This is a genomic window from Chryseobacterium sp. BGA-UO-ETr-SB22, from assembly GCF_059567885.1.
This window is the reverse complement of the sequence record NZ_JCAQOV010000005.1, coordinates 2,455,407-2,473,772: the sequence shown is the minus strand read 5'-3', so window position 1 is coordinate 2,473,772 and position 18,366 is coordinate 2,455,407. Positions and strand designations below refer to the sequence as shown.

Here is an 18,366-nt window from a genome sequence, read left to right as displayed (position 1 = left end):
AATAGGAGCGGGCTTTAGCCCGCTTTTTTTATAAAAAAAATACAATGGCTTTAGCCAAAATATAAATAAGATTGTGTTTTTTAATCTGCATAATCCGTGAAATAAAATCTTTATATTTGAATATGCAAAACCGTATTTCTTCATTTTCACCGCTTATTGATGCTCAGTCTGAAATTATCATTTTAGGATCAATTCCAGGGGTGAAATCATTAGAAAAACAGCAGTATTATGCCCATCCTCAGAACAAATTCTGGAAAATTATTTTCGAATTACTGAACGAAGAATTTACTGAAGAGTATACTCAAAGAATTGAGATCGTAAAGAAACATCATATTGCCCTGTGGGATGTCATTGATTCCTGTGAGCGGAAAGGAAGCCTTGATTCTGAAATCAGAAACGAAGAAGCCAATCAGATTGCTGAATTGCTGGAAGAGCATCCAAATGTGAAAGCCATTTTCTGCAACGGAGGAAAATCCTATAAAAACTTACAGAAGCTGCTAGGAAAAAGCTATAAACTACCTGTTATTTTATTACCTTCCACAAGCCCGCTTCATACAGTTTCCTTTGAGAAGAAATTGGAAGAGTGGAAAGTGATTGTAGAGTTTTTGAGTTGAGAATGGGTTACGGGATTCGAGATTCAGTGTGTTGATTGAATGGTTTTTGGGGTTTGAGAGTGGGAGAGTTGGTGAGTAAGAGCGTTGAGATGATAAGAGTATAGATTCCTACGGAATGACAAAGTGTACGGATAAGTAAAGCGTTTTGTTTGTCATTCCGTAGAAATCTAGATATTGTATGTAATTCTTAGAATTATAATAACTTAGATCATTCACTTCCCAAATATGCTCTCAATCCTTTCAACAGCTCCAGTTGGTTTTTGGTTCGGTCTAAATTATGCTCAGGATATTTTGTAGAATAATAAACACTTCCGTTCAGGTAATCCGTTAAAAAGCGAAGCTCCTGGATATAAATGGTGACCTGTGCGGCATAGTCAAGATTATCAGATTCTTCCGGGGTTAGTTTTTCCTTCAGATAAAATAGAAATCCTTCTTTTACAGCTTTATACATTTCAGGGTTGAAATTGTCTCTGGCCTTTCCATCATCTTCATGGGTGGTATTGGTATAGGACTGGATCATTGTTCCAAAATCATACAGAATAGTAGAAATCATCATGGTGTCGAGATCAATTACTGCTAACGGATGATGATTTTGATCGAAAAGGATATTGCTGATTTTTACATCTGCATGGATAATTCTTTTCGGAATCTGATTGCTTTTCTCCATTTCTATCCATTGATCAGGCAAAGACAGAAGCTGGTTGGTGATTTCTATTTCAGTTTTTGCATTTTCTTTTAAATGGGGAGCTGCATTCTTTAATGAGTGTTTATAATCTGCAACCCTTTTCTCAAAATTTAAGAAATTGGGAAGTGTATCTTCAATAGCAGGTAGTTTTTCAGTATTTATGGTAGTCAGAAAATAACTGAAAGTTTTAGCTGCTTCAAAAGCCGTTTGTAAAGATGGAGCGGTAAGAAAGGTAGTGCTGTTTTCTACGAAGCTCAGCATGCGCCATGGATCATTATTAGCATCTTTTACCAGAAGTTTATCAGTAAGAGATGGGATAGGCTCTATGATTTGAAACTGATAGTTATTTGACCTTAGAAGTTCATTAATCATTAAATGATTGTTGACGATAACTTCCGGCTGTTTAAAAACATGATGATTGATCTTTTGCAGGATAAACTTTTTCCCCTGATCTTTATCTTTCAAAAGGTAGGTGGTATTGATCAGTCCGTCAGTAATAGGAGTAAGATCATAATTATCTGTGCCAATAAATTGAATGACAATATCATTTACCTCCATAAATCTTCCGGGTATCTGTTGTTTTTAATTTCTGAAGTCAGAAAACCTTTAATTTCCTTCTTATCATCAGCATAAGTGACACCCATCCATTGAGAAGGAGAGGCTTTTACCTGTACTTTTACTCTGTTTTCATCCATCATTCTCTGTACAGCAGAAGGAATATAAAACTCTTGGATTGGTAGTGGGTCAGATTCTATAAAATCATAAAAATAAGCCTCCAGATAGCAGAAAATATGAGGATGAAATATAAAAAAGTTCATAGATACCAATGTGTCAGGGTCTAATTTTACATTTTCTCCATTTTTAATATAAATGATAGAATTATTTATTCTTTGAATGGAAGTTTGTTCTTCAACCTTGATCAGATCATTTTCCGGATCCAGCGTGCATATTCCTCTGGCTACAGCTCCGTTACCGCTCAATGTAGTTCCTACAGGATAAGCAATCATTCCCAATTGTAAATCTGAAATATGGTGATGGTTGATTTCATGTGCAGCCAATTGATACGCTTCTTTTCCATAAAAATCGTCCGCATTGATCATCACAAACGGTTCCTGTATCGAATATTTGGCACAAAGTACAGCATGAGCAGTTCCCCATGGTTTTTCACGGTCAGGATAGTCAAAACCCTCCAACGAAAAAGGAATACTGTCTATTTCCTGATACACCCAATGCAGGTCAAAGTTTTTAGTCCTTGAAATGGTATTGAGCCTTTCAATATAACTTTGAGGAATCAGCTTATTGACAATAATGACCACTTTTTGGAAGCCGGCTTCCAATGCATCAAAGATAGAATACTCAAGAATCGGCGAACCATTATCAAGTATTCCATCCACCTGCTTGAGCCCTTTATATCTGCTGCCTAATCCGCCTGCTAATATGAGTAATGTCTTTTTAGAACTCATCGGTCATTCCAAATACAGGTTTACGGGTCTTCCATTTTCCATTGGTAAAATCAGGAATGTCAACTACCTGACCGCCTTTGGCAATAGACTCTTCACTCAATGGTGTAATAGAATACCACAACGCAAGATCATATACATCCATCGGGAATTCTATATTTCGTTTGATACATTCAATAAAAGTATTCATTACAAAGAAATCCATTCCGCCATGTCCTGCTCCTGCAGCCGAACTTTCAAACTTCTTCCACATTGGATGATCGTATTCTGTCATCCATTTTTCAGTATTATCCCAACGGTGGGTATGGTTCATTGTTTTCTCAAAATAAATATGCCCCTGGTTGAAATCTCCCCATCCGAAATCCTGCCACAATCCTTCAGTTCCCTGAACCCTGAAGCCAAGATCATAAGGTCTCTGTAAACTTGTATCATGAGTAAGAAGAATGGTTTCACCATTGGCGCAGGCAATTTGTGTTGTTACCACATCTCCCTGGTTGAATTTTACTTTCGCGCTAGGGTGGTTTTCTCCCCCTTTTGGGTGTTCTAGGATATATTTATGAAGTCCCACAGCTTTTGAAGAGAATGAAGAGAGCCTTGTTAAACGGTTTCCTCTGTTGATATCCATCATCATCGCTACCGGGCCTAATCCATGAGTAGGATAAAGTTCTCCGTTGCGCTTTACGTAATGTTCGGTTCTCCATTTTGCCTCACTGAATCCTTTCTCTCCAAATTCAGCACCGGAATTGTAAGGATTGATTCCGTCATTGAAAAGTACACCTCTCAGATCATGCTGATAGCCGCCTCTTCCATGTACCAGTTCACCAAACATACCTTTGCGGACCATATTCAGAATGGCCATGATATCTCTTCGGTAACATACATTCTCCATCATGAAGATAGGAACTTTTGTTTCTTCATATACCTTTACAAATTCCCAGCAGTCTTGAAGCTTTATCGCTCCTGAAACTTCCATGCCCACAATTTTTTTGGCACGCATTGCTTCCACCCCTTGCGTAAGATGCCATTCCCATGGAGTAGCAATCACAACAGCGTCTATTGTTTTTAATTTTAAAAGATTTCGATAGTCATATTCACCGTTGGAAAACTCCTGAGCAGCCGATTTATTATTGTCTTTCAATATTTTTTGTGAAGCTGCAAGCATTCTTTTCTCCGGATCTGCAAACGCTACAATCTCTACATCATTACGTTTTGCCAGTAATTTTACATGTTCTTGCCCACGAAGACCGACACCGATGAAACCGACACGGACTTTTTTATCTGTTTTAAAATCATTGGAATAGGCAAATAATGAATTGGGTAAAACCAATGCCCCAAAGCTTGCCAGAGCTGCCGTCTTAAGAAAGTTTCTGCGCGAATTGCTATTGTCCATCTATTTTTTTCTTAAATATATTAAAACTTTTGTAAATCCCGATGAGGTGATGGATAATAAGGAGGTGAGATTTGGAATACGAGGTGTAGGTGTTTGAGGGTGAGAGAGTGAGAAGGGTTTTAGAGTAAGAGCGTTGAAATTGTAAGAGTATAGATTCCTACGGAATGGACAACCTAAGCACTTTATGTATCCGCTCACTTTGTCCATTCAGTAGGAATCTAGATTATATATTTATTGCTTGGAAAAGAATTTTAGAGTTGTTGGGATGAAAAGGTTTGAGAGTAGGAGAGTATCTTCATTTATCTTTTGCCTCTTTGCCATTTTATCTAAGAATCTATTGATCGATCCAGGCTTTTCTGAGAGCCAATTGTTTTGAATCCGGGTTAGGGAAAGAGGTTACTTTTCCGGTGGCTTCATCATAGTTAAAACCTGCTTTTTCCAGATATTCTTTCAAAGGAATAGGCTGGGTACCTTCTACAAAATCTCTGAAAAAAATACGTATTTCCGGATAGGTTATTTTTGTAATTTCATCAAACAGATCATCATCATTGAAATATTTCCCTTCACCATATTTTTTCATAAGAAGCTGCATCAGATCCTGAGTTCCCATTTTACCGCCGGAGAGCTCTCTTAATCTAATATCAAGACATAACCCTACTAATGCTCCTTTCTGATAAAAATTCATATACTGATCCTGTCTTTCCATGGAGTTTTTACTCAGTTCCGTAAGAGAAGATTTGTTGTCAAACTCTTTCATACCGTGTATCTTTTCTTCCAGGCTTTTTTCAAAATCTTCCAGACTGATCATTTTTTGTTTGATAGGCATATGTATGGTCGCATATTCGGTCATTCCTTCATACAGCCAAAGGTGTTTAGACATAACAGGATTCAGGAAATCATAATGTTGAATTTCTCCTGAATGAATGTTGAGAGGAGTAACAATATGGAAAAACTCATGGGATGCCACCCTGTTTAAAGCATTCGGAAGAAACTTCATACTTCCCGAACGGTACAGACAGACTGTAGAATGGGAATGTTCCAGGCCATCTCCAAGAAATCCGCTCTCGTTTGAAGATTCATAGTAGATCAGAAAAGCATATTTATTTACTGGTAATGTTCCTCCCAGATATGCTTGTTGGTTTTTCAGAATATTTTCTATTTCACGGGCGATTGTTTTTGAATAATGCCGCTCTTTATTGTTATAGAATGAGACAAGAACTTCGGTATGGCCTATTTTCAGCCATGTAGTATCAGGAACACAATATAAGACAGGGGAGTCTACCAATTGTCTGTAATCTTTAGCCCAGACAACATCAGTATTTTTATCTTTCTGTTTATAATCCAGGGCAGAAGAAGCGTAAAAATCTTTGTTTTTTGTAATATTAATCTGATAAGGAATTTCTTTCATTTCTTCAAAATATCCTACTAAAGAATTATAATTGATCACGAAAACACTGTCTTTTACAAACATGCTGCCTGGAGATTTGGCTTCCTGAGTATCATTTTTTAAAGAGTCCCAGCCGTCAGCTATCTGATATGATATTTTGTGTACATGCTTAAGGTCGTGTACCAGCCAGCTGTTTTTATCCAAACGCTCAGTTGGTATTTTTTTTCCGCTTTTGTCGGTGGCTGTAAAATTCGAAACATATTGTCCGAAATTCATAGCCTGATAAAATCCGGGAACCAGCTTAGGAATAATAAACTTACCCTGTTTAAGATTGTTCCTTGGGGGAGCAAAAGAAACCCGGACTTCATCATTGGACATATGAAGAAGATCTATATTGTATTCATAATTATTCTTTGATTTTTGGGCTATAATTGTATTAGGAATTATAACGATCAGAAAAAATAGCTTTATAATAGTATTCATTGCTATTGCTTTAAGTACTACGAAAATACAAAATTACGTCTAAGGTTTGCGGACTTTATTTTTCCATATAATAAACTTCTTCATAAGGTTGAATCAGTACCCATCCGTGGCCAGAGAACTTCATCTGAAATTCTTCACCACTTCCTCTTCCGATAAGGCTTTTGAAAGAAACATTGGTTTTAAGTTCCGGGCTCAGATTTCCGGACCATGCAACAGTAGCATTGGGATCTGTGAACACAGGCGTATCAGGAGTTACCAGTAAAGTCAATGGATCTCCGTGAGTGGTAATTGCAATATGTCCCGTTCCTGAAAGTTTCACCTGGAAAAGTCCACCAGACATCATTCCTGCAATACTTTTAAGCATGGTAATATCACTTTTTACGCTTTGCTCATGGGCAAGAACATCATTTCCGTTCACACATACGGATTCATTATTCAGATAAAGAATACGGACTTTCTTTCCGGAATCTGCTACATACAATTTTCCGGTTCCTTCCGCTTTCATAAGCTTACTTCCTTCACCGCTGATCGCTTTTTTAAGGAGATTTCCAATTCCGCCAGCCAGCATTCCCTGTCTTTCAAAATTGACATTTCCCACGTAGCTTACCATACTTCCTTTTTTAGTCCATACCGCCTGGTTATTAAGATTGATTTCCAGAAGATGTTTGGTTTCCAGTTCAAAATAATCTCTTTGCTGTGGATTCTCTTTTGTTTCGTTGATAAATGCTTCAATTGAATATTTACTCATAATGATAATTTTTTTGATTGATTGTTTTATGCGGTTATCGATTTGATTTGTATTCTCTTTTATTCCTTTAATTTCCCAATAGATTTGGAATCTCAGGTGGGCAGTTCTTCACTTTCTTTTTCAGTATTTGCATATTAATTTTCAGTTTTTAAATGAAATTCAAACCCTATAAACTGATCCTTATCAATCCGACTACTCCAGATGGATGTACTTATTTTATGACCACTAGGATACGGATTATTAAGGGAGTAGATTTTGCTTACTGGCTCCATGGTGAATTTTAATTTTCCCAAAAATAAACTTTTTAAGCTTCAAAACTCCCCGTAAAATCACGGTTTTATATTTGATTGTAAATAATACTTGACAAAGGGGTATTCAATGTCGTATATTTGCACTCCGAAAATTACACCTTGTAATTTCAATAATTTTTAAACCGTAATTTAAAAAATGAAAACATCAGATTTTAATTTTGATCTTCCTGAGGAATTATTAGCAGAACACCCATCAGAGCACAGAGATGAAGCTAGATTAATGGTTCTTGATAGAAAAACACAAACTATCGAGCACAAATTATTCAAGGATGTAGTGGATTATTTTGATGAAAATGATTTATTTATTTTCAACAATACTAAGGTTTTCCCTGCTCGTCTTTACGGAAATAAAGAAAAAACAGGTGCTAAAATTGAAGTTTTCTTATTAAGAGAACTTGATAAAGAAACCAGAGTTTGGGACGTTTTGGTAGATCCAGCAAGAAAAATCAGAATTGGTAACAAATTATTCTTCACTGAAGATGAATCCTTAGTAGCGGAAGTTATCGATAACACCACTTCAAGAGGAAGAACGTTAAGATTCTTATTCGACGGTTCTTACGACGAATTCAGAACGAAATTAAAAGAATTGGGAGAAACTCCACTTCCAAAATATATCAAAAGAGCAGTAGAGCCGGAAGATGCAGAAAGATATCAGACCATCTATGCTAAAATAGAAGGAGCTGTTGCTGCACCTACTGCAGGTCTTCACTTCTCTAGACATTTGATGAAGAGATTAGAGATCAAAGGAATCAATTTTGCTGAGGTAACACTTCACGTAGGATTGGGAACATTCAACCCAATTGAGGTAGAAGATCTTTCTAAGCACAAAATGGAATCTGAAGAGATCATCATCGACGAGAAAAATGCGGACCTTATCAACAGAGCTGTAGAATCTCACAGAAGAGTTTGTGCTGTAGGTACTACAACGATGAGAGCATTGGAAACTTCTGTTTCTTCAAATAAAAAGATCTCTGCTTTCAACGGATGGACAAATAAATTTATTTATCCACCTCACGATTTCGGAGTTGCTACTTCAATGATCACCAACTTCCATACACCGAAGTCTACTCTGCTTATGATGATTGCTGCATTTGCCGGAAAAGATTTCATAATGCAGGCATATGAAGAAGCTGTAAGAGAAAAGTATAAATTCTATTCTTACGGTGATGCAATGTTAATTCTATAAAAAAGATAATAGGTAAAAGGTGGCAGGTAGTAGTTATCCGCCACCTGCTGCCTATAATCTACAACCTTACAATGAAAGATATCCGTATATTATCACTAGACCAGCTTAAAGATTACTTTGAATCTTTAGGAGAAAAACCGTTTCGTGCGAAACAGGTCTATGACTGGCTATGGAGCAAAAACCTCCATTCGATAGATGAAATGACGAATCTTTCGAAATCTCTTCGTGAAAAAATTTCCGAAGAATACACAATCAACCCTGTTTCCGTAGATCTTCTTCAAAAGAGTTCTGACGGAACCATCAAAAACGGTGTGAAACTTCATGACGGATTGATGGTGGAATCTGTTCTTATTCCTACAGAAACAAGAACTACAGCCTGTGTATCTTCGCAGGTAGGATGCTCATTAAACTGCGAATTCTGTGCTACGGCAAAACTGAAAAGGATGAGAAACCTTGAAGTAGCTGAAATTGTAGATCAGGTAGCCCTGATTGACAGCCAGAGTAGAATGTACTTCGAGAGACCGCTTTCCAATATCGTATTTATGGGAATGGGAGAGCCGATGATGAATTACAAAAACGTAGTGGAAGCCATCAAAAAAATTACCCAGCCGGAAGGATTGGGAATGTCTCCAAGAAGAATTACCGTTTCTACATCCGGTATTCCAAAGATGATTAAAATGCTTGCAGATGATGAACTGCGTGTGAAACTGGCTTTATCCCTTCACTCAGCTATCGAATCTAAGCGTAACGAGATCATGCCATTCTCTGATAAATTTCCGTTGACAGATATTATGGAGTCTCTTCAGTACTGGTATCAGAAGACAGGATCTATCATTACTTTTGAATACTGTGTATGGAAAGGAATCAATGATGGAGATGAAGATATTAAAGCTTTAATCAGATACTGCAAACAGGTTCCTTCAAAAGTAAACCTTATCCAGTACAACCCAATTGGTGATGGAAAATATGATCAATGTAACAAACAGGCGGAAGAAAACTATATCCGTCAGCTTGAAAATGCAGGCGTTACTGTAATGGTCAGAAGAAGCCGTGGGGGTGATATTGATGCTGCCTGTGGGCAATTAGCAAACAAAGCAACAGATTAAAATTTCCTTAAAAAAAATATAAGGCTTTCTTAAAGCATAGGCCAAACCCTACCTTTGCACAAATTATTTTGTGATGATGGATTTTCTTATGAATAAGGATGGGCTTGAAAATGTCTATGCATGGTCTATACCACTGCATGCGACGATTATTTTAGCTGAAATGATTTACAGCCACGTTTCAGAAGCTAAGCTGTATAGTGGGAAAGACCTTGCTACCAATGTTTATCTGGCATTGATGAACTTTGGTTTAGACCTTATCATGAAGGCTTTTGCCATGGGCGTTATGTTTTTCTTCTACAATCACAGACTTTTTTCATGGGATCTTGGTGTATGGTATCTGCTGGCTTGTTTTATCATCACAGATTTTGCCTATTATGTCCTGCATTATGTTGACCATCGTTCCAGAGCATTCTGGGCAGTTCATATTACACACCACAGTTCAGAATATTTTAATCTTACAACAGGATTCAGAAGTCCTGTACTACAGCCGCTTTACAGATATTTATATTTCTCACCGCTTGCATTTTTAGGTTTCAATCCATGGCTTATTATGGTGGCCTATGCGGTTGGCCAGGTATATGGAACCTGGGTTCATACCCAGACTGTGAAGAGAATGGGATTCTTAGAATACATTCTTGTTACTCCTTCCCACCACCGTGTTCACCATGCATGCAATGTAAAATACCTGGATAAGAACATGGGAATGTGTCTGATCATCTGGGATAAAATATTTGGAACCTTTCAAAAAGAAGATCCTAATATTCCCGTAAAATTCGGAATCTATCCTAAAATGCCGGACAACAGACCAGATACGGTTCTTTTTTATGAATGGCGGAAAATCTGGAAAGATCTTAAACAACCTGGATTAAAATTCACAGACAGGATCAATTATATTTTCAATTCACCAGGATGGAGACATGACGGAACCGGAAAAACGGTAAGGCAATACCAAAAAGAATACTTTGCAAAACAGGAAAAAAAGAAAGAACAACAGCAAACTCAGAAAGAGCAGAAAACTGCTTAACTTCTGTTTTTAAAATCAATAGAAATCTAAGGGAAAATGGGCTATTTTAGCCCGTTTTCCTGTTTTAGGAAGATGATGGTGAAAGTTGAAAGTGAAAAGCAAAAAGAGCCAAACAATTTGGAAAAAATATCTTTAACTCTCAAACTCTCTCAGACTTTCAAGCCTCCAAAATTAGAATTCTTTTTAAAGGACTACATACAATATTTAGATTCCTGCGGAATGACAAGGGGTGTGGAGTAATAAAACGATTAGTTTGTCCATTCCGTAGGAATCTATACTCATATAGTTTCAACATCCCAACTCACCAACTCAGAATAAAATCCTACTTTTGTTGTATGAAAAAAATCCTTCTGATTGTTGCTCTCATCATTGCTCAATCTGCATTTTCCCAACAGACCAACTTTCTGAAAATAAAAAAATACAGGGTTAATTATTTGAATGATAAGATTGAAGAAAATTCAGGACTTGATATTTTAAACGGAAAATTATACACTTTCAACGATAGTGGAAATCCAGCCGAGCTTTTTGAAATTGATAAAAATAATGGCGAAATTATTCGAACACTGAAAACCAATCTGATTAATAATGATTGGGAAGCTTTGGCTAATGACGGTGAGAATTTTTATATCGGAGATTTTGGAAATAATGCAGGAACAAGGAAAGATCTGATGATCTATAAAGTTCCTTACGAACGTCTTGATACTTCTATTAACATTAAAATTCCTGGCTCGGAAAGAGCTTTAGATGGAACGACAATTCTTTTTTATTATCCTGAACAAACTGAATTTACTTCCAAAAATGCCAGAAATGATTTCGATGCAGAAGCCATGATCTATTTGAATGGGAAACTGCATATCTTTACTAAAGAATGGGCTGCAAAAGCAAGCTCTCATTATATTATAGATCCCAATATTTCCGAACTGCAAAAAGCAGAAAAGGTAGAAGCTTATAAAACAGGTTTTGTGGTTACAGATGCTTCCTACTTTGATAAAAAGCTTTATCTGGTGGGATATACCAAGAAAACGGAAGTCTTTTTAGATATCTTTACGGAAACAGAGCCCGGAATATTTTTCAAACAAAAACCAAAGCACTACTATCTGGGAACAGCTCTTTCACTAGCTCAGATTGAAGGGATAAGTGTAGATGAAAAAGGAATTTATATCTCCGGGGAAAAATTCAAATCTCCATTGGGAACTACAAAACCCTCTTTTTATTTTATCCCGAAAGATGAACTCAAAGATTAATTTGTCTTAAAATTGAGCGAAAAAAATTATCTTTGTGATAATTAATAATTATTCACCCAGCATCGCAGATTTTGGCAAATATTGTAGAAGAGATTAAACGACCGATCAATGATGAAATGAAACTTTTTGAACAGAAGTTTTATGAATCAATGCAGAGTAAAGTGGCTTTATTAGATAAAGTAACCCGTTTTATTGTTACCACCAAAGGAAAGCAGATGCGTCCAATGTTTGTGTTTCTTTGTGCCAAACTGGTAGGTGAGGTGACTGAAAAAACCTACCGTGGTGCGTCCATGATCGAGCTGATTCACACTGCTACTCTTGTACATGATGATGTAGTGGATGAAAGCTTCAAACGCCGTAATTTCTTTTCAATCAATGCTTTGTGGAAGAATAAAATTGCGGTTTTGGTAGGCGATTATCTTTTGTCAAAATCCGTATTATTATCCACAGACCATAAAGATTATGATTTGCTTGGAGTAATTTCCAGAACGATCCGCGAAATGTCAGAAGGAGAGCTTCTTCAGCTGGAAAAAGCGAGAAAACTGGATATCACAGAAGATGTTTATTACGAAATTATCCGCCAGAAAACAGCGACTCTGATTGCTGCGTGCTGTGAAATAGGAGTTCTGTCCAACAATGCAGATGAAGCTCTTGCTAAGAAAATGATGGATTTCGGAACCTTTACAGGAATGGCATTCCAGATCAAAGATGACCTTTTCGATTATTTAAGTTCAAATGTGATCGGGAAGCCTGTAGGAATTGATATTAAAGAACAGAAAATGACCCTGCCTTTAATTCATACCTTGAAAATGGCTGATGAGAAGGATAGAAAGTATTATTTCGATACCATAAAACGTTATAATAACAATCCCAAGCGTGTAAAAGAACTTATAGAATTTGTTAAAAGCTCCGGTGGATTGGAATATTCCATTAAGGTGATGAAAGATTTTCAACAGAAAGCGAAAGATCTCCTGAATGAGTTTCCAGATTCTGAAGCAAGAAAATCATTACATAGTATGCTGGATTATGTAATTGAGCGAAAATTTTAAAAAATATTGATAAATATAAAGGCTTCGGCGCACCAAAGGTGCGCCGAAGCCTTTATATTTATGATTTTCCTGCTTATATTTTCTGTACCGTTACATTCGTTACATTTCCATTTCCTGTAGGCCCCATCTCTGTTGATAAGATAGTGCTTGCCTGGTTGGGAGCTGCCGTAAAACGAATCTGATAACCTGTTGTAGGCACTACAATTACTGTCGTGTAATTCATTAGTTCACCAATTCTTGTTGAAGCAGTCAGCGTAGGAGTTGAAGCTCCGGCATAGTGGCTTCCCCTTCCCAGATAATTGCTATCTGGAACAGGTCTGATTCCTAGAAGTAATTGCGCTCCTGCAGAAATATTGGCAAAACTTGCCTGCAAAGTTACAAGGTAATTGCCCGCCTGATTAAATGTCAGAACACCTGAAGAGGTATTGTAAGAATAAAATGGTGAGGTAGCAACTGGACTGGCAAACATGAGTGTCACAATTGAAGCAGCACTGCCAATGTTCTGATCAGCAGCCAAACGCGCATGGAATAATGAATAGGCTGTAAAGTCTATAGTTTTCAAGATACCTGTGGCATCTGCAACAACAACCCTATCTGTTCCTCCAATTCCGATATTGGAATTAATATTTCGAACACGTACATTTCCTGAACTTACATCCAGTTTTTCTGTTGGAATAGTTGTGCCTATTCCTACTTGAGCTGAATTAGTTACTGTAAAATCATTAGTTTGCTGTACTGCTGAAGGAGCTCCGGATGTTGAGTTGTCTTTGGCTCCATCAATATGAAAGGTCGTTTGAGGATTTGGTGTGTTTATTCCTACCTGTGCGAAGTAAAGTGTAGAAAAGGCAAAAACCTTAACTACGGTCAGTAATTTTCTTGTCATCTTATAGTGTTTTTAAAATAATTGTTAACACTAATTTCAAATAATATACCAGAAAACTGAAAATAAACAGTTTTCGATAAATATCTATGACTTATAGTCCGATAATGATAATTGAACTTGTGTTTTGGAATTAAATCATTTTTAGGCTTACAATAATAACGGCTAGAAGTATACAAAATAAAGCGATTAAAAATAAATAATCCGCAATACTCTCAAAGGTGTATTCCCGCTTTTCCGTTTTTGTTCTGATAGCCAGGAATGAAAAGAAACAGCTGCATGCAAAAAAGATGCTGGCAATGCCTGCAAATTCGTCCAAATACGTACTCTGGCTCATTTTAGTGATTTTAAGGGACGTCATTATAATCAATGAAAATCCTAAAAGATTGCTAGAAGCATTCAAAATGTGAGGTGATTTTTTTTCCATCTTTACAATTTTTATCAAAATAAAGCACAATTTTTTTTATTATCAAATTTTTAAAAAAGATTATTAAAAATTAAAATTAATTTAAAAAGTGTATATTAGCAAAATACTTGAAGATTAAAAAACTTTTTTACTTAGCTATGCAAACAACCTATATTGAAACACAGCAAATATCCTTTCAAGATTTTAAAAATCAGATACTTGAAGACTACAGGTTAGGAAGGATCTCTCGTGAAATGTCTTATCTCGGAAGGAGAGAAGTACTCACTGGAAAAGCTAAATTCGGAATTTTTGGGGATGGAAAAGAACTTCCTCAGCTTGCAATGGCGAAAGTTTTCAGAAATGGAGACTTCCGTTCAGGATACTACAGGGATCAGACTTTTGCATTAGCAATAGATGCCTTAATGGTAGAAAGTTTCTTTGCACAGATGTATGCAGATACAAGTGTTGAAAGAGAACCTGCTTCAGCTGGAAGACAGATGAACGGGCATTTCGCAACAAGAAGTTTAAATGAAGACGGAAGCTGGAAAGATTTGACAGCTCAGAAAAATATCTCTTCTGATATTTCTCCTACAGCAGGACAAATGCCAAGATTATTAGGATTGGCTCAGGCTTCTACAATTTATAAAAGTGTAAAATTTGACGGTTCAGAAAAATTCTCAAGAGAAGGGAACGAAATTGCTTTTGGGACCATTGGAGATGCTTCTACAGCAGAAGGTCATTTCTGGGAAACTCTGAATGCAGCATGTGCGCTTCAGGTTCCTATGATCGTTTCTATCTGGGATGATGGATACGGAATTTCTGTTCCTACTAAAAACCAAAGAGCAAAAGCGGATATCAGTGAAATGCTAAGCGGTTTCCAGAGAAAAGAAGGTGAGAACCAGGGATGTGAAATCATTCAGGTGAAAGCTTGGGATTATCCTGCATTATTGGATGCATATGCTAAGGCTGAACATTTTGCAAGAACAGAAAGTGTACCGGTAGTGGTTCATGTAATTGATGTTACTCAGCCTCAGGGACACTCTACATCCGGATCTCACGAAAGATATAAAAATGAAGAACGTCTGGCTTGGGAAGCTGAGTTTGATGGCTTGGCAAAATTCAAAGAATGGATTCTGAACTATTCTATTGAGATTGATGGAAATGAAGAGGTGATTGCTACTGCTGAAGAGCTTGAAGCTATTGATGAAGAAGCAAAAAAGATTGCAAAAGCAGGACAGAAAACGGCTTGGGAAAACTATCAGAAAGCAGTTTCAGAACTTATTCAGTCTATCTTACCTTTAGTAGAAAACCTTAAAGGACAGAATGCTGAAGTTGAAACATACATTTCTCAATTCAATAAGCTTGTTTCAAAAGCTAAAAAGGATATTTTCCATTTAGTAAGAAAAGCTTTACTGACAACAAGAGGTACCAACTCTGCAGAAAGAAATCAGCTGATGCAGAAATACAATGAAGTTGCTGCAGTTGAAAAAGACAACTATTCATCTCACTTATACTCACAGTCTGAGTGGAAGTCTGGAAACATTCAGGAGATCAAGCCTGTATATTCTGACAGCTCTGAGGATGTTGATGGAAGAGTAGTGATCAGAAATAACTTTGACAAAATTTTTGAAAAATATCCTGAAACTTTAATCTTTGGTGAAGATACCGGAAACATCGGTGACGTAAACCAGGGATTGGAAGGAATGCAGGAAAAATACGGTGCTTTACGTATCGCTGATACAGGAATTCGTGAAGCAACCATTCTTGGACAGGGAATTGGTATGGCAATGAGAGGTTTGAGACCAATCGCTGAAATCCAGTACTTAGACTATGTTCTTTACTGTTTACAGGGAATGAGTGATGATTTGGCAACCGTACATTACAGAACCAAAGGAGGTCAGAAAGCGCCGCTGATCATCAGAACAAGAGGTCACAGATTAGAAGGAATCTGGCATTCAGGTTCTCCAATGGCAGGTATTCTTAACCTTTCAAAAGGAATTCTGGTATTGGTACCTAGAAACCTTACTAAAGCAGCAGGATTCTATAATACGATGCTTCAGGCTGACGAACCTGCAATTATTGTAGAATGTCTGAACGGATACAGATTAAAAGAAAAACAACCGGATAACTTAGGAGAATTCACAGTTCCTGTAGGGAAAATTGAAGTAACCAAAGAAGGAAAAGACGTTACTTTGGTGACTTACGGTTCTACATGGAGAATTGTAACAGAAGCTGCTAACGAATTGGAAAAACTGGGAATTTCTGCAGAAGTAATTGATATTCAGTCGTTAATTCCTTTCGATTTGTCACACGAAATTGCTGAAAGTGTTAAGAAAACAAACAGATTAGTGGTGATTGACGAAGATGTGGAAGGTGGAACTACAGGATTTATCTTACAGCAGATCCTTGAAAAGCAGAAAGCATTCAGATATCTGGATTCAGATCCGTTGACGATCTCTGCAAATGATCACAGACCTGCTTACGCAAGTGATGGAGACTATTTCAGCAAGCCGTCTACAGACGATATGGTAGAAAAAATCTACGCAATGTTTAATGAAACAAATCCTCAGAAATATCCTGCGATATTCTAATTGGGATTTTAGATAAATTTTAAAACCGCTTCCTTTTGGGAGCGGTTTTATTATTTACAGTTACGGTAATCCGTAAATTATTTATAAGTAGAAATTTGTAAATTTGATTTTATATAAATTTTTATAATAACTAATGAACATTGAATCTTTATTAAGCAAGGTAAATCTTTTTGAATCTTTAGTAGTAACTTCTGGATTTAAAAGGGATATTGTAGATTATTTTAAATCTATTCAACAATCACAAAATCAGAATTTGGTTTATATGAAGGATTTATCTCTACGGATAAAAAAATCTTTTCAAAATTTTGATAATAATTTACTTAACGAGGAATTATTTTATTTGTTAAAAAATACAATTCCTTTTACACAATTAAATATTACTTCCAAACTCGATGAACTTGACGAAGATAGTTCACTAGATGCAAATGACTATTATTCAAATTTTTATCATATATTAAATACTTTAATTGATTCAATTACTGAAAATGAAGATGAGGTTAAAAAGTTAAAAGATATATTATATAAATATTCTGTAACAGAAGTTGAGCAACTTGCATCCGAAGGAAATGCTTTGATTTCAATTATTTTTAAAGATTTGAAATCTACAGGCACAATTAAAGAATTTACAAAAAGTCTTAATAAATGGAATAGGGCTTTACTTATGTATTATACTTTGCTTAAGTCGGATTCTCCTGAAGAGATTGATTTAGTTGAGATTCAAAATGGATCTATTGATGTTATATGTAATATTGATTTCGATGTTTCTTTAGACTTGACAAAAGTTGTTATGAGGGGATTGGAAGTTTATGGGGCATATTTATTATACAAATCCAAAACTGCAAAAGAGATAATATCTTCTTACATGGGAAATAAAAAGTTGATTGAAATGGAGAAAGAAAGAGAAAAGCTTATGCTTTCAAATATTAATGAGACATTAAGAGAGACTATCATTCAACAGCACAAAGAAAGCTTAAAAAAAGATAAAAAAATCAGTAAAGAAGGTGCTGATAAAAAGATTGAAGAAGTTAGTAAGATAATTGCGGAACATATTATTAAGGGAAATGAAGTTAAATTGTTAACTCATGAACCTCAGGTTGAAAAAGATATAGAAGAAAATGAATCATATGAAAGTAGTAAAAAACTGGCTGAAAGATTAAGGGAGGCCACTTCGATAGTCCGTGAACGATTTAATTATTTGGAAGAGCAAGATAAATTATTATTGTTAGAAGCTTATATCATAAAAGAAGATGACGAAATAAAAGAATAAATAATAAAAAGGCTGCTGAATATTAGCAGCCTTCTATTTTTTACTCCTCCTTAGCCAAAGTAATCCTCAGTTTATTCAAAGTATTCATCAGAGTTATACTTGCAGTAAGCTCTACAATCTCTCGTTCTGTAAATTGATCTATCAGCTTTGCTTTTATTTGTTGCCAATTATCTTTACTGTAAATAACAGCCTCTGCCCATTCTAAAACAAGCTTTTGCTGATCATTGAAGGCATTGGTATGTTTCCAGCCCGGGAGCCTGTTGATGACATCCTGTTCAAAGCCAAAATCAGAGAGTTCTTTAGCATGATAGCTGCAGCAATACGCGCAACCATTGATTTGAGAAACACGCAGCTCCACCAAAGCGATCAGTTTTTCATCAATACCGGATTTTCTAATGCTGTGGTGGGCTCTATACAGGTTTCCAATGGTTTCTTTTGCAATTTCTTTGTAATTCATAATGAATATTTTTCTGCAAATTTGCATCAGAAATGCTTTTGAACCTATATACTTACCTTTTCGTTCTATACTTACCTT

Annotated in this window: 16 protein-coding genes; 8 read left to right on the top strand and 8 right to left on the bottom strand. The window is 36.2% G+C overall.

Annotation, left to right across the window (positions count from 1 at the left end; translation table 11 throughout):
• Nucleotides 1–122: 122 nt before the first annotated feature.
• The gene (locus tag AC57AW_RS18515) at nucleotides 123–614 is read left to right on the top strand and encodes a DNA-deoxyinosine glycosylase (RefSeq protein WP_496353062.1); all 492 of its coding nucleotides are present in this window, start codon (nucleotides 123–125) and stop codon (nucleotides 612–614) included.
• Nucleotides 615–822: 208 nt separating this feature from the next.
• On the opposite strand, the gene AC57AW_RS18510 is transcribed toward AC57AW_RS18515, so the two are convergent.
• The 5 genes from AC57AW_RS18510 to AC57AW_RS18490 all read right to left on the bottom strand — a co-directional run bounded on the left by AC57AW_RS18510 (nucleotide 823) and on the right by AC57AW_RS18490 (nucleotide 6,767).
• Nucleotides 823–1,857: a phosphotransferase enzyme family protein gene (locus tag AC57AW_RS18510; RefSeq protein WP_496353061.1), complete on the bottom strand. Its 1,035-nt coding sequence runs from the start codon at nucleotides 1,855–1,857 to the stop codon at nucleotides 823–825.
• On the bottom strand, nucleotides 1,848–2,762 hold the full coding sequence (locus tag AC57AW_RS18505) for a sugar phosphate nucleotidyltransferase (RefSeq protein WP_496353060.1): 915 nt from the start codon (nucleotides 2,760–2,762) through the stop codon (nucleotides 1,848–1,850). The genes AC57AW_RS18510 and AC57AW_RS18505 overlap by 10 nt, the downstream gene beginning before the upstream one ends.
• The gene (locus AC57AW_RS18500; protein ID WP_496353059.1) at nucleotides 2,752–4,149 is read right to left on the bottom strand and encodes a Gfo/Idh/MocA family protein; all 1,398 of its coding nucleotides are present in this window, start codon (nucleotides 4,147–4,149) and stop codon (nucleotides 2,752–2,754) included. The genes AC57AW_RS18505 and AC57AW_RS18500 overlap by 11 nt, the downstream gene beginning before the upstream one ends.
• Nucleotides 4,150–4,483: 334 nt before the next feature.
• The gene (locus tag AC57AW_RS18495) at nucleotides 4,484–6,019 is read right to left on the bottom strand and encodes a M61 family metallopeptidase (protein WP_496353058.1); all 1,536 of its coding nucleotides are present in this window, start codon (nucleotides 6,017–6,019) and stop codon (nucleotides 4,484–4,486) included.
• Between the two features lie 55 nt (nucleotides 6,020–6,074).
• Complete coding sequence (locus tag AC57AW_RS18490; protein WP_047378211.1) at nucleotides 6,075–6,767, bottom strand: AIM24 family protein; 693 nt, start codon at nucleotides 6,765–6,767, stop codon at nucleotides 6,075–6,077.
• Nucleotides 6,768–7,214: 447 nt separating this feature from the next.
• Between AC57AW_RS18490 and queA the strand changes: the two genes are divergently transcribed.
• The 5 genes from queA (at nucleotide 7,215) to AC57AW_RS18465 (ending at nucleotide 12,687) form a co-directional block, all read left to right on the top strand.
• Nucleotides 7,215–8,264, top strand: a complete 1,050-nt coding sequence (gene queA / locus AC57AW_RS18485) for a tRNA preQ1(34) S-adenosylmethionine ribosyltransferase-isomerase QueA (RefSeq protein ID WP_318848794.1) — start codon at nucleotides 7,215–7,217, stop codon at nucleotides 8,262–8,264.
• A gap of 71 nt (nucleotides 8,265–8,335) precedes the next feature.
• Nucleotides 8,336–9,370, top strand: a complete 1,035-nt coding sequence (gene rlmN, locus AC57AW_RS18480; RefSeq protein WP_496353057.1) for a dual-specificity RNA methyltransferase RlmN — start codon at nucleotides 8,336–8,338, stop codon at nucleotides 9,368–9,370.
• Between the two features lie 73 nt (nucleotides 9,371–9,443).
• Nucleotides 9,444–10,394 (top strand): sterol desaturase family protein, encoded by a 951-nt coding sequence (locus AC57AW_RS18475; RefSeq protein ID WP_496353056.1) that lies wholly within the window; start codon nucleotides 9,444–9,446, stop codon nucleotides 10,392–10,394.
• A gap of 335 nt (nucleotides 10,395–10,729) precedes the next feature.
• Nucleotides 10,730–11,638: a hypothetical protein gene (locus tag AC57AW_RS18470; protein WP_496353055.1), complete on the top strand. Its 909-nt coding sequence runs from the start codon at nucleotides 10,730–10,732 to the stop codon at nucleotides 11,636–11,638.
• A 71-nt stretch (nucleotides 11,639–11,709) separates the two neighbouring features.
• On the top strand, nucleotides 11,710–12,687 hold the full coding sequence (locus tag AC57AW_RS18465) for a polyprenyl synthetase family protein (protein ID WP_318848790.1): 978 nt from the start codon (nucleotides 11,710–11,712) through the stop codon (nucleotides 12,685–12,687).
• A gap of 73 nt (nucleotides 12,688–12,760) precedes the next feature.
• Here the strand turns inward: AC57AW_RS18465 and AC57AW_RS18460 are convergent, their stop codons facing one another.
• Together AC57AW_RS18460 and AC57AW_RS18455 are read right to left on the bottom strand one after the other, a co-directional pair.
• Nucleotides 12,761–13,570, bottom strand: coding sequence for a hypothetical protein (locus tag AC57AW_RS18460; RefSeq protein ID WP_496353054.1), 810 nt, complete (start codon nucleotides 13,568–13,570; stop codon nucleotides 12,761–12,763).
• 130 nt (nucleotides 13,571–13,700) lie between these two features.
• The gene (locus AC57AW_RS18455) at nucleotides 13,701–13,994 is read right to left on the bottom strand and encodes a hypothetical protein (protein ID WP_496353053.1); all 294 of its coding nucleotides are present in this window, start codon (nucleotides 13,992–13,994) and stop codon (nucleotides 13,701–13,703) included.
• A gap of 137 nt (nucleotides 13,995–14,131) precedes the next feature.
• Between AC57AW_RS18455 and AC57AW_RS18450 the strand changes: the two genes are divergently transcribed.
• Complete coding sequence (locus AC57AW_RS18450; protein WP_496353052.1) at nucleotides 14,132–16,564, top strand: alpha-ketoacid dehydrogenase subunit alpha/beta; 2,433 nt, start codon at nucleotides 14,132–14,134, stop codon at nucleotides 16,562–16,564.
• Nucleotides 16,565–16,697: 133 nt separating this feature from the next.
• The gene (locus tag AC57AW_RS18445) at nucleotides 16,698–17,831 is read left to right on the top strand and encodes a hypothetical protein (RefSeq protein ID WP_496353051.1); all 1,134 of its coding nucleotides are present in this window, start codon (nucleotides 16,698–16,700) and stop codon (nucleotides 17,829–17,831) included.
• Between the two features lie 40 nt (nucleotides 17,832–17,871).
• Here AC57AW_RS18445 and AC57AW_RS18440 read toward each other — a convergent pair whose 3' ends face one another.
• On the bottom strand, nucleotides 17,872–18,288 hold the full coding sequence (locus AC57AW_RS18440) for a carboxymuconolactone decarboxylase family protein (RefSeq protein ID WP_496353050.1): 417 nt from the start codon (nucleotides 18,286–18,288) through the stop codon (nucleotides 17,872–17,874).
• Nucleotides 18,289–18,366 lie beyond the last annotated feature (78 nt).

Excerpts from the sequence above, each read along its gene's own strand:
- AC57AW_RS18450 (WP_496353052.1), top strand. The coding sequence starts at position 14,132 with ATGCAAACAACCTATATTGAAACACAGCAAATATCCTTTCAAGATTTT.
- AC57AW_RS18515 (WP_496353062.1), top strand. The coding sequence starts at position 123 with ATGCAAAACCGTATTTCTTCATTTTCACCGCTTATTGATGCTCAGTCT.
- AC57AW_RS18500 (WP_496353059.1), bottom strand. The coding sequence starts at position 4,149 with ATGGACAATAGCAATTCGCGCAGAAACTTTCTTAAGACGGCAGCTCTG.
- AC57AW_RS18460 (WP_496353054.1), bottom strand. The coding sequence starts at position 13,570 with ATGACAAGAAAATTACTGACCGTAGTTAAGGTTTTTGCCTTTTCTACA.
- AC57AW_RS18490 (WP_047378211.1), bottom strand. The coding sequence starts at position 6,767 with ATGAGTAAATATTCAATTGAAGCATTTATCAACGAAACAAAAGAGAAT.
- AC57AW_RS18470 (WP_496353055.1), top strand. The coding sequence starts at position 10,730 with ATGAAAAAAATCCTTCTGATTGTTGCTCTCATCATTGCTCAATCTGCA.
- AC57AW_RS18505 (WP_496353060.1), bottom strand. The coding sequence starts at position 2,762 with ATGAGTTCTAAAAAGACATTACTCATATTAGCAGGCGGATTAGGCAGC.
- AC57AW_RS18495 (WP_496353058.1), bottom strand. The coding sequence starts at position 6,019 with ATGAATACTATTATAAAGCTATTTTTTCTGATCGTTATAATTCCTAAT.
- AC57AW_RS18445 (WP_496353051.1), top strand. The coding sequence starts at position 16,698 with ATGAACATTGAATCTTTATTAAGCAAGGTAAATCTTTTTGAATCTTTA.
- AC57AW_RS18475 (WP_496353056.1), top strand. The coding sequence starts at position 9,444 with ATGATGGATTTTCTTATGAATAAGGATGGGCTTGAAAATGTCTATGCA.
- AC57AW_RS18510 (WP_496353061.1), bottom strand. The coding sequence starts at position 1,857 with ATGGAGGTAAATGATATTGTCATTCAATTTATTGGCACAGATAATTAT.
- rlmN (WP_496353057.1), top strand. The coding sequence starts at position 8,336 with ATGAAAGATATCCGTATATTATCACTAGACCAGCTTAAAGATTACTTT.
- queA (WP_318848794.1), top strand. The coding sequence starts at position 7,215 with ATGAAAACATCAGATTTTAATTTTGATCTTCCTGAGGAATTATTAGCA.
- AC57AW_RS18455 (WP_496353053.1), bottom strand. The coding sequence starts at position 13,994 with ATGGAAAAAAAATCACCTCACATTTTGAATGCTTCTAGCAATCTTTTA.
- AC57AW_RS18440 (WP_496353050.1), bottom strand. The coding sequence starts at position 18,288 with ATGAATTACAAAGAAATTGCAAAAGAAACCATTGGAAACCTGTATAGA.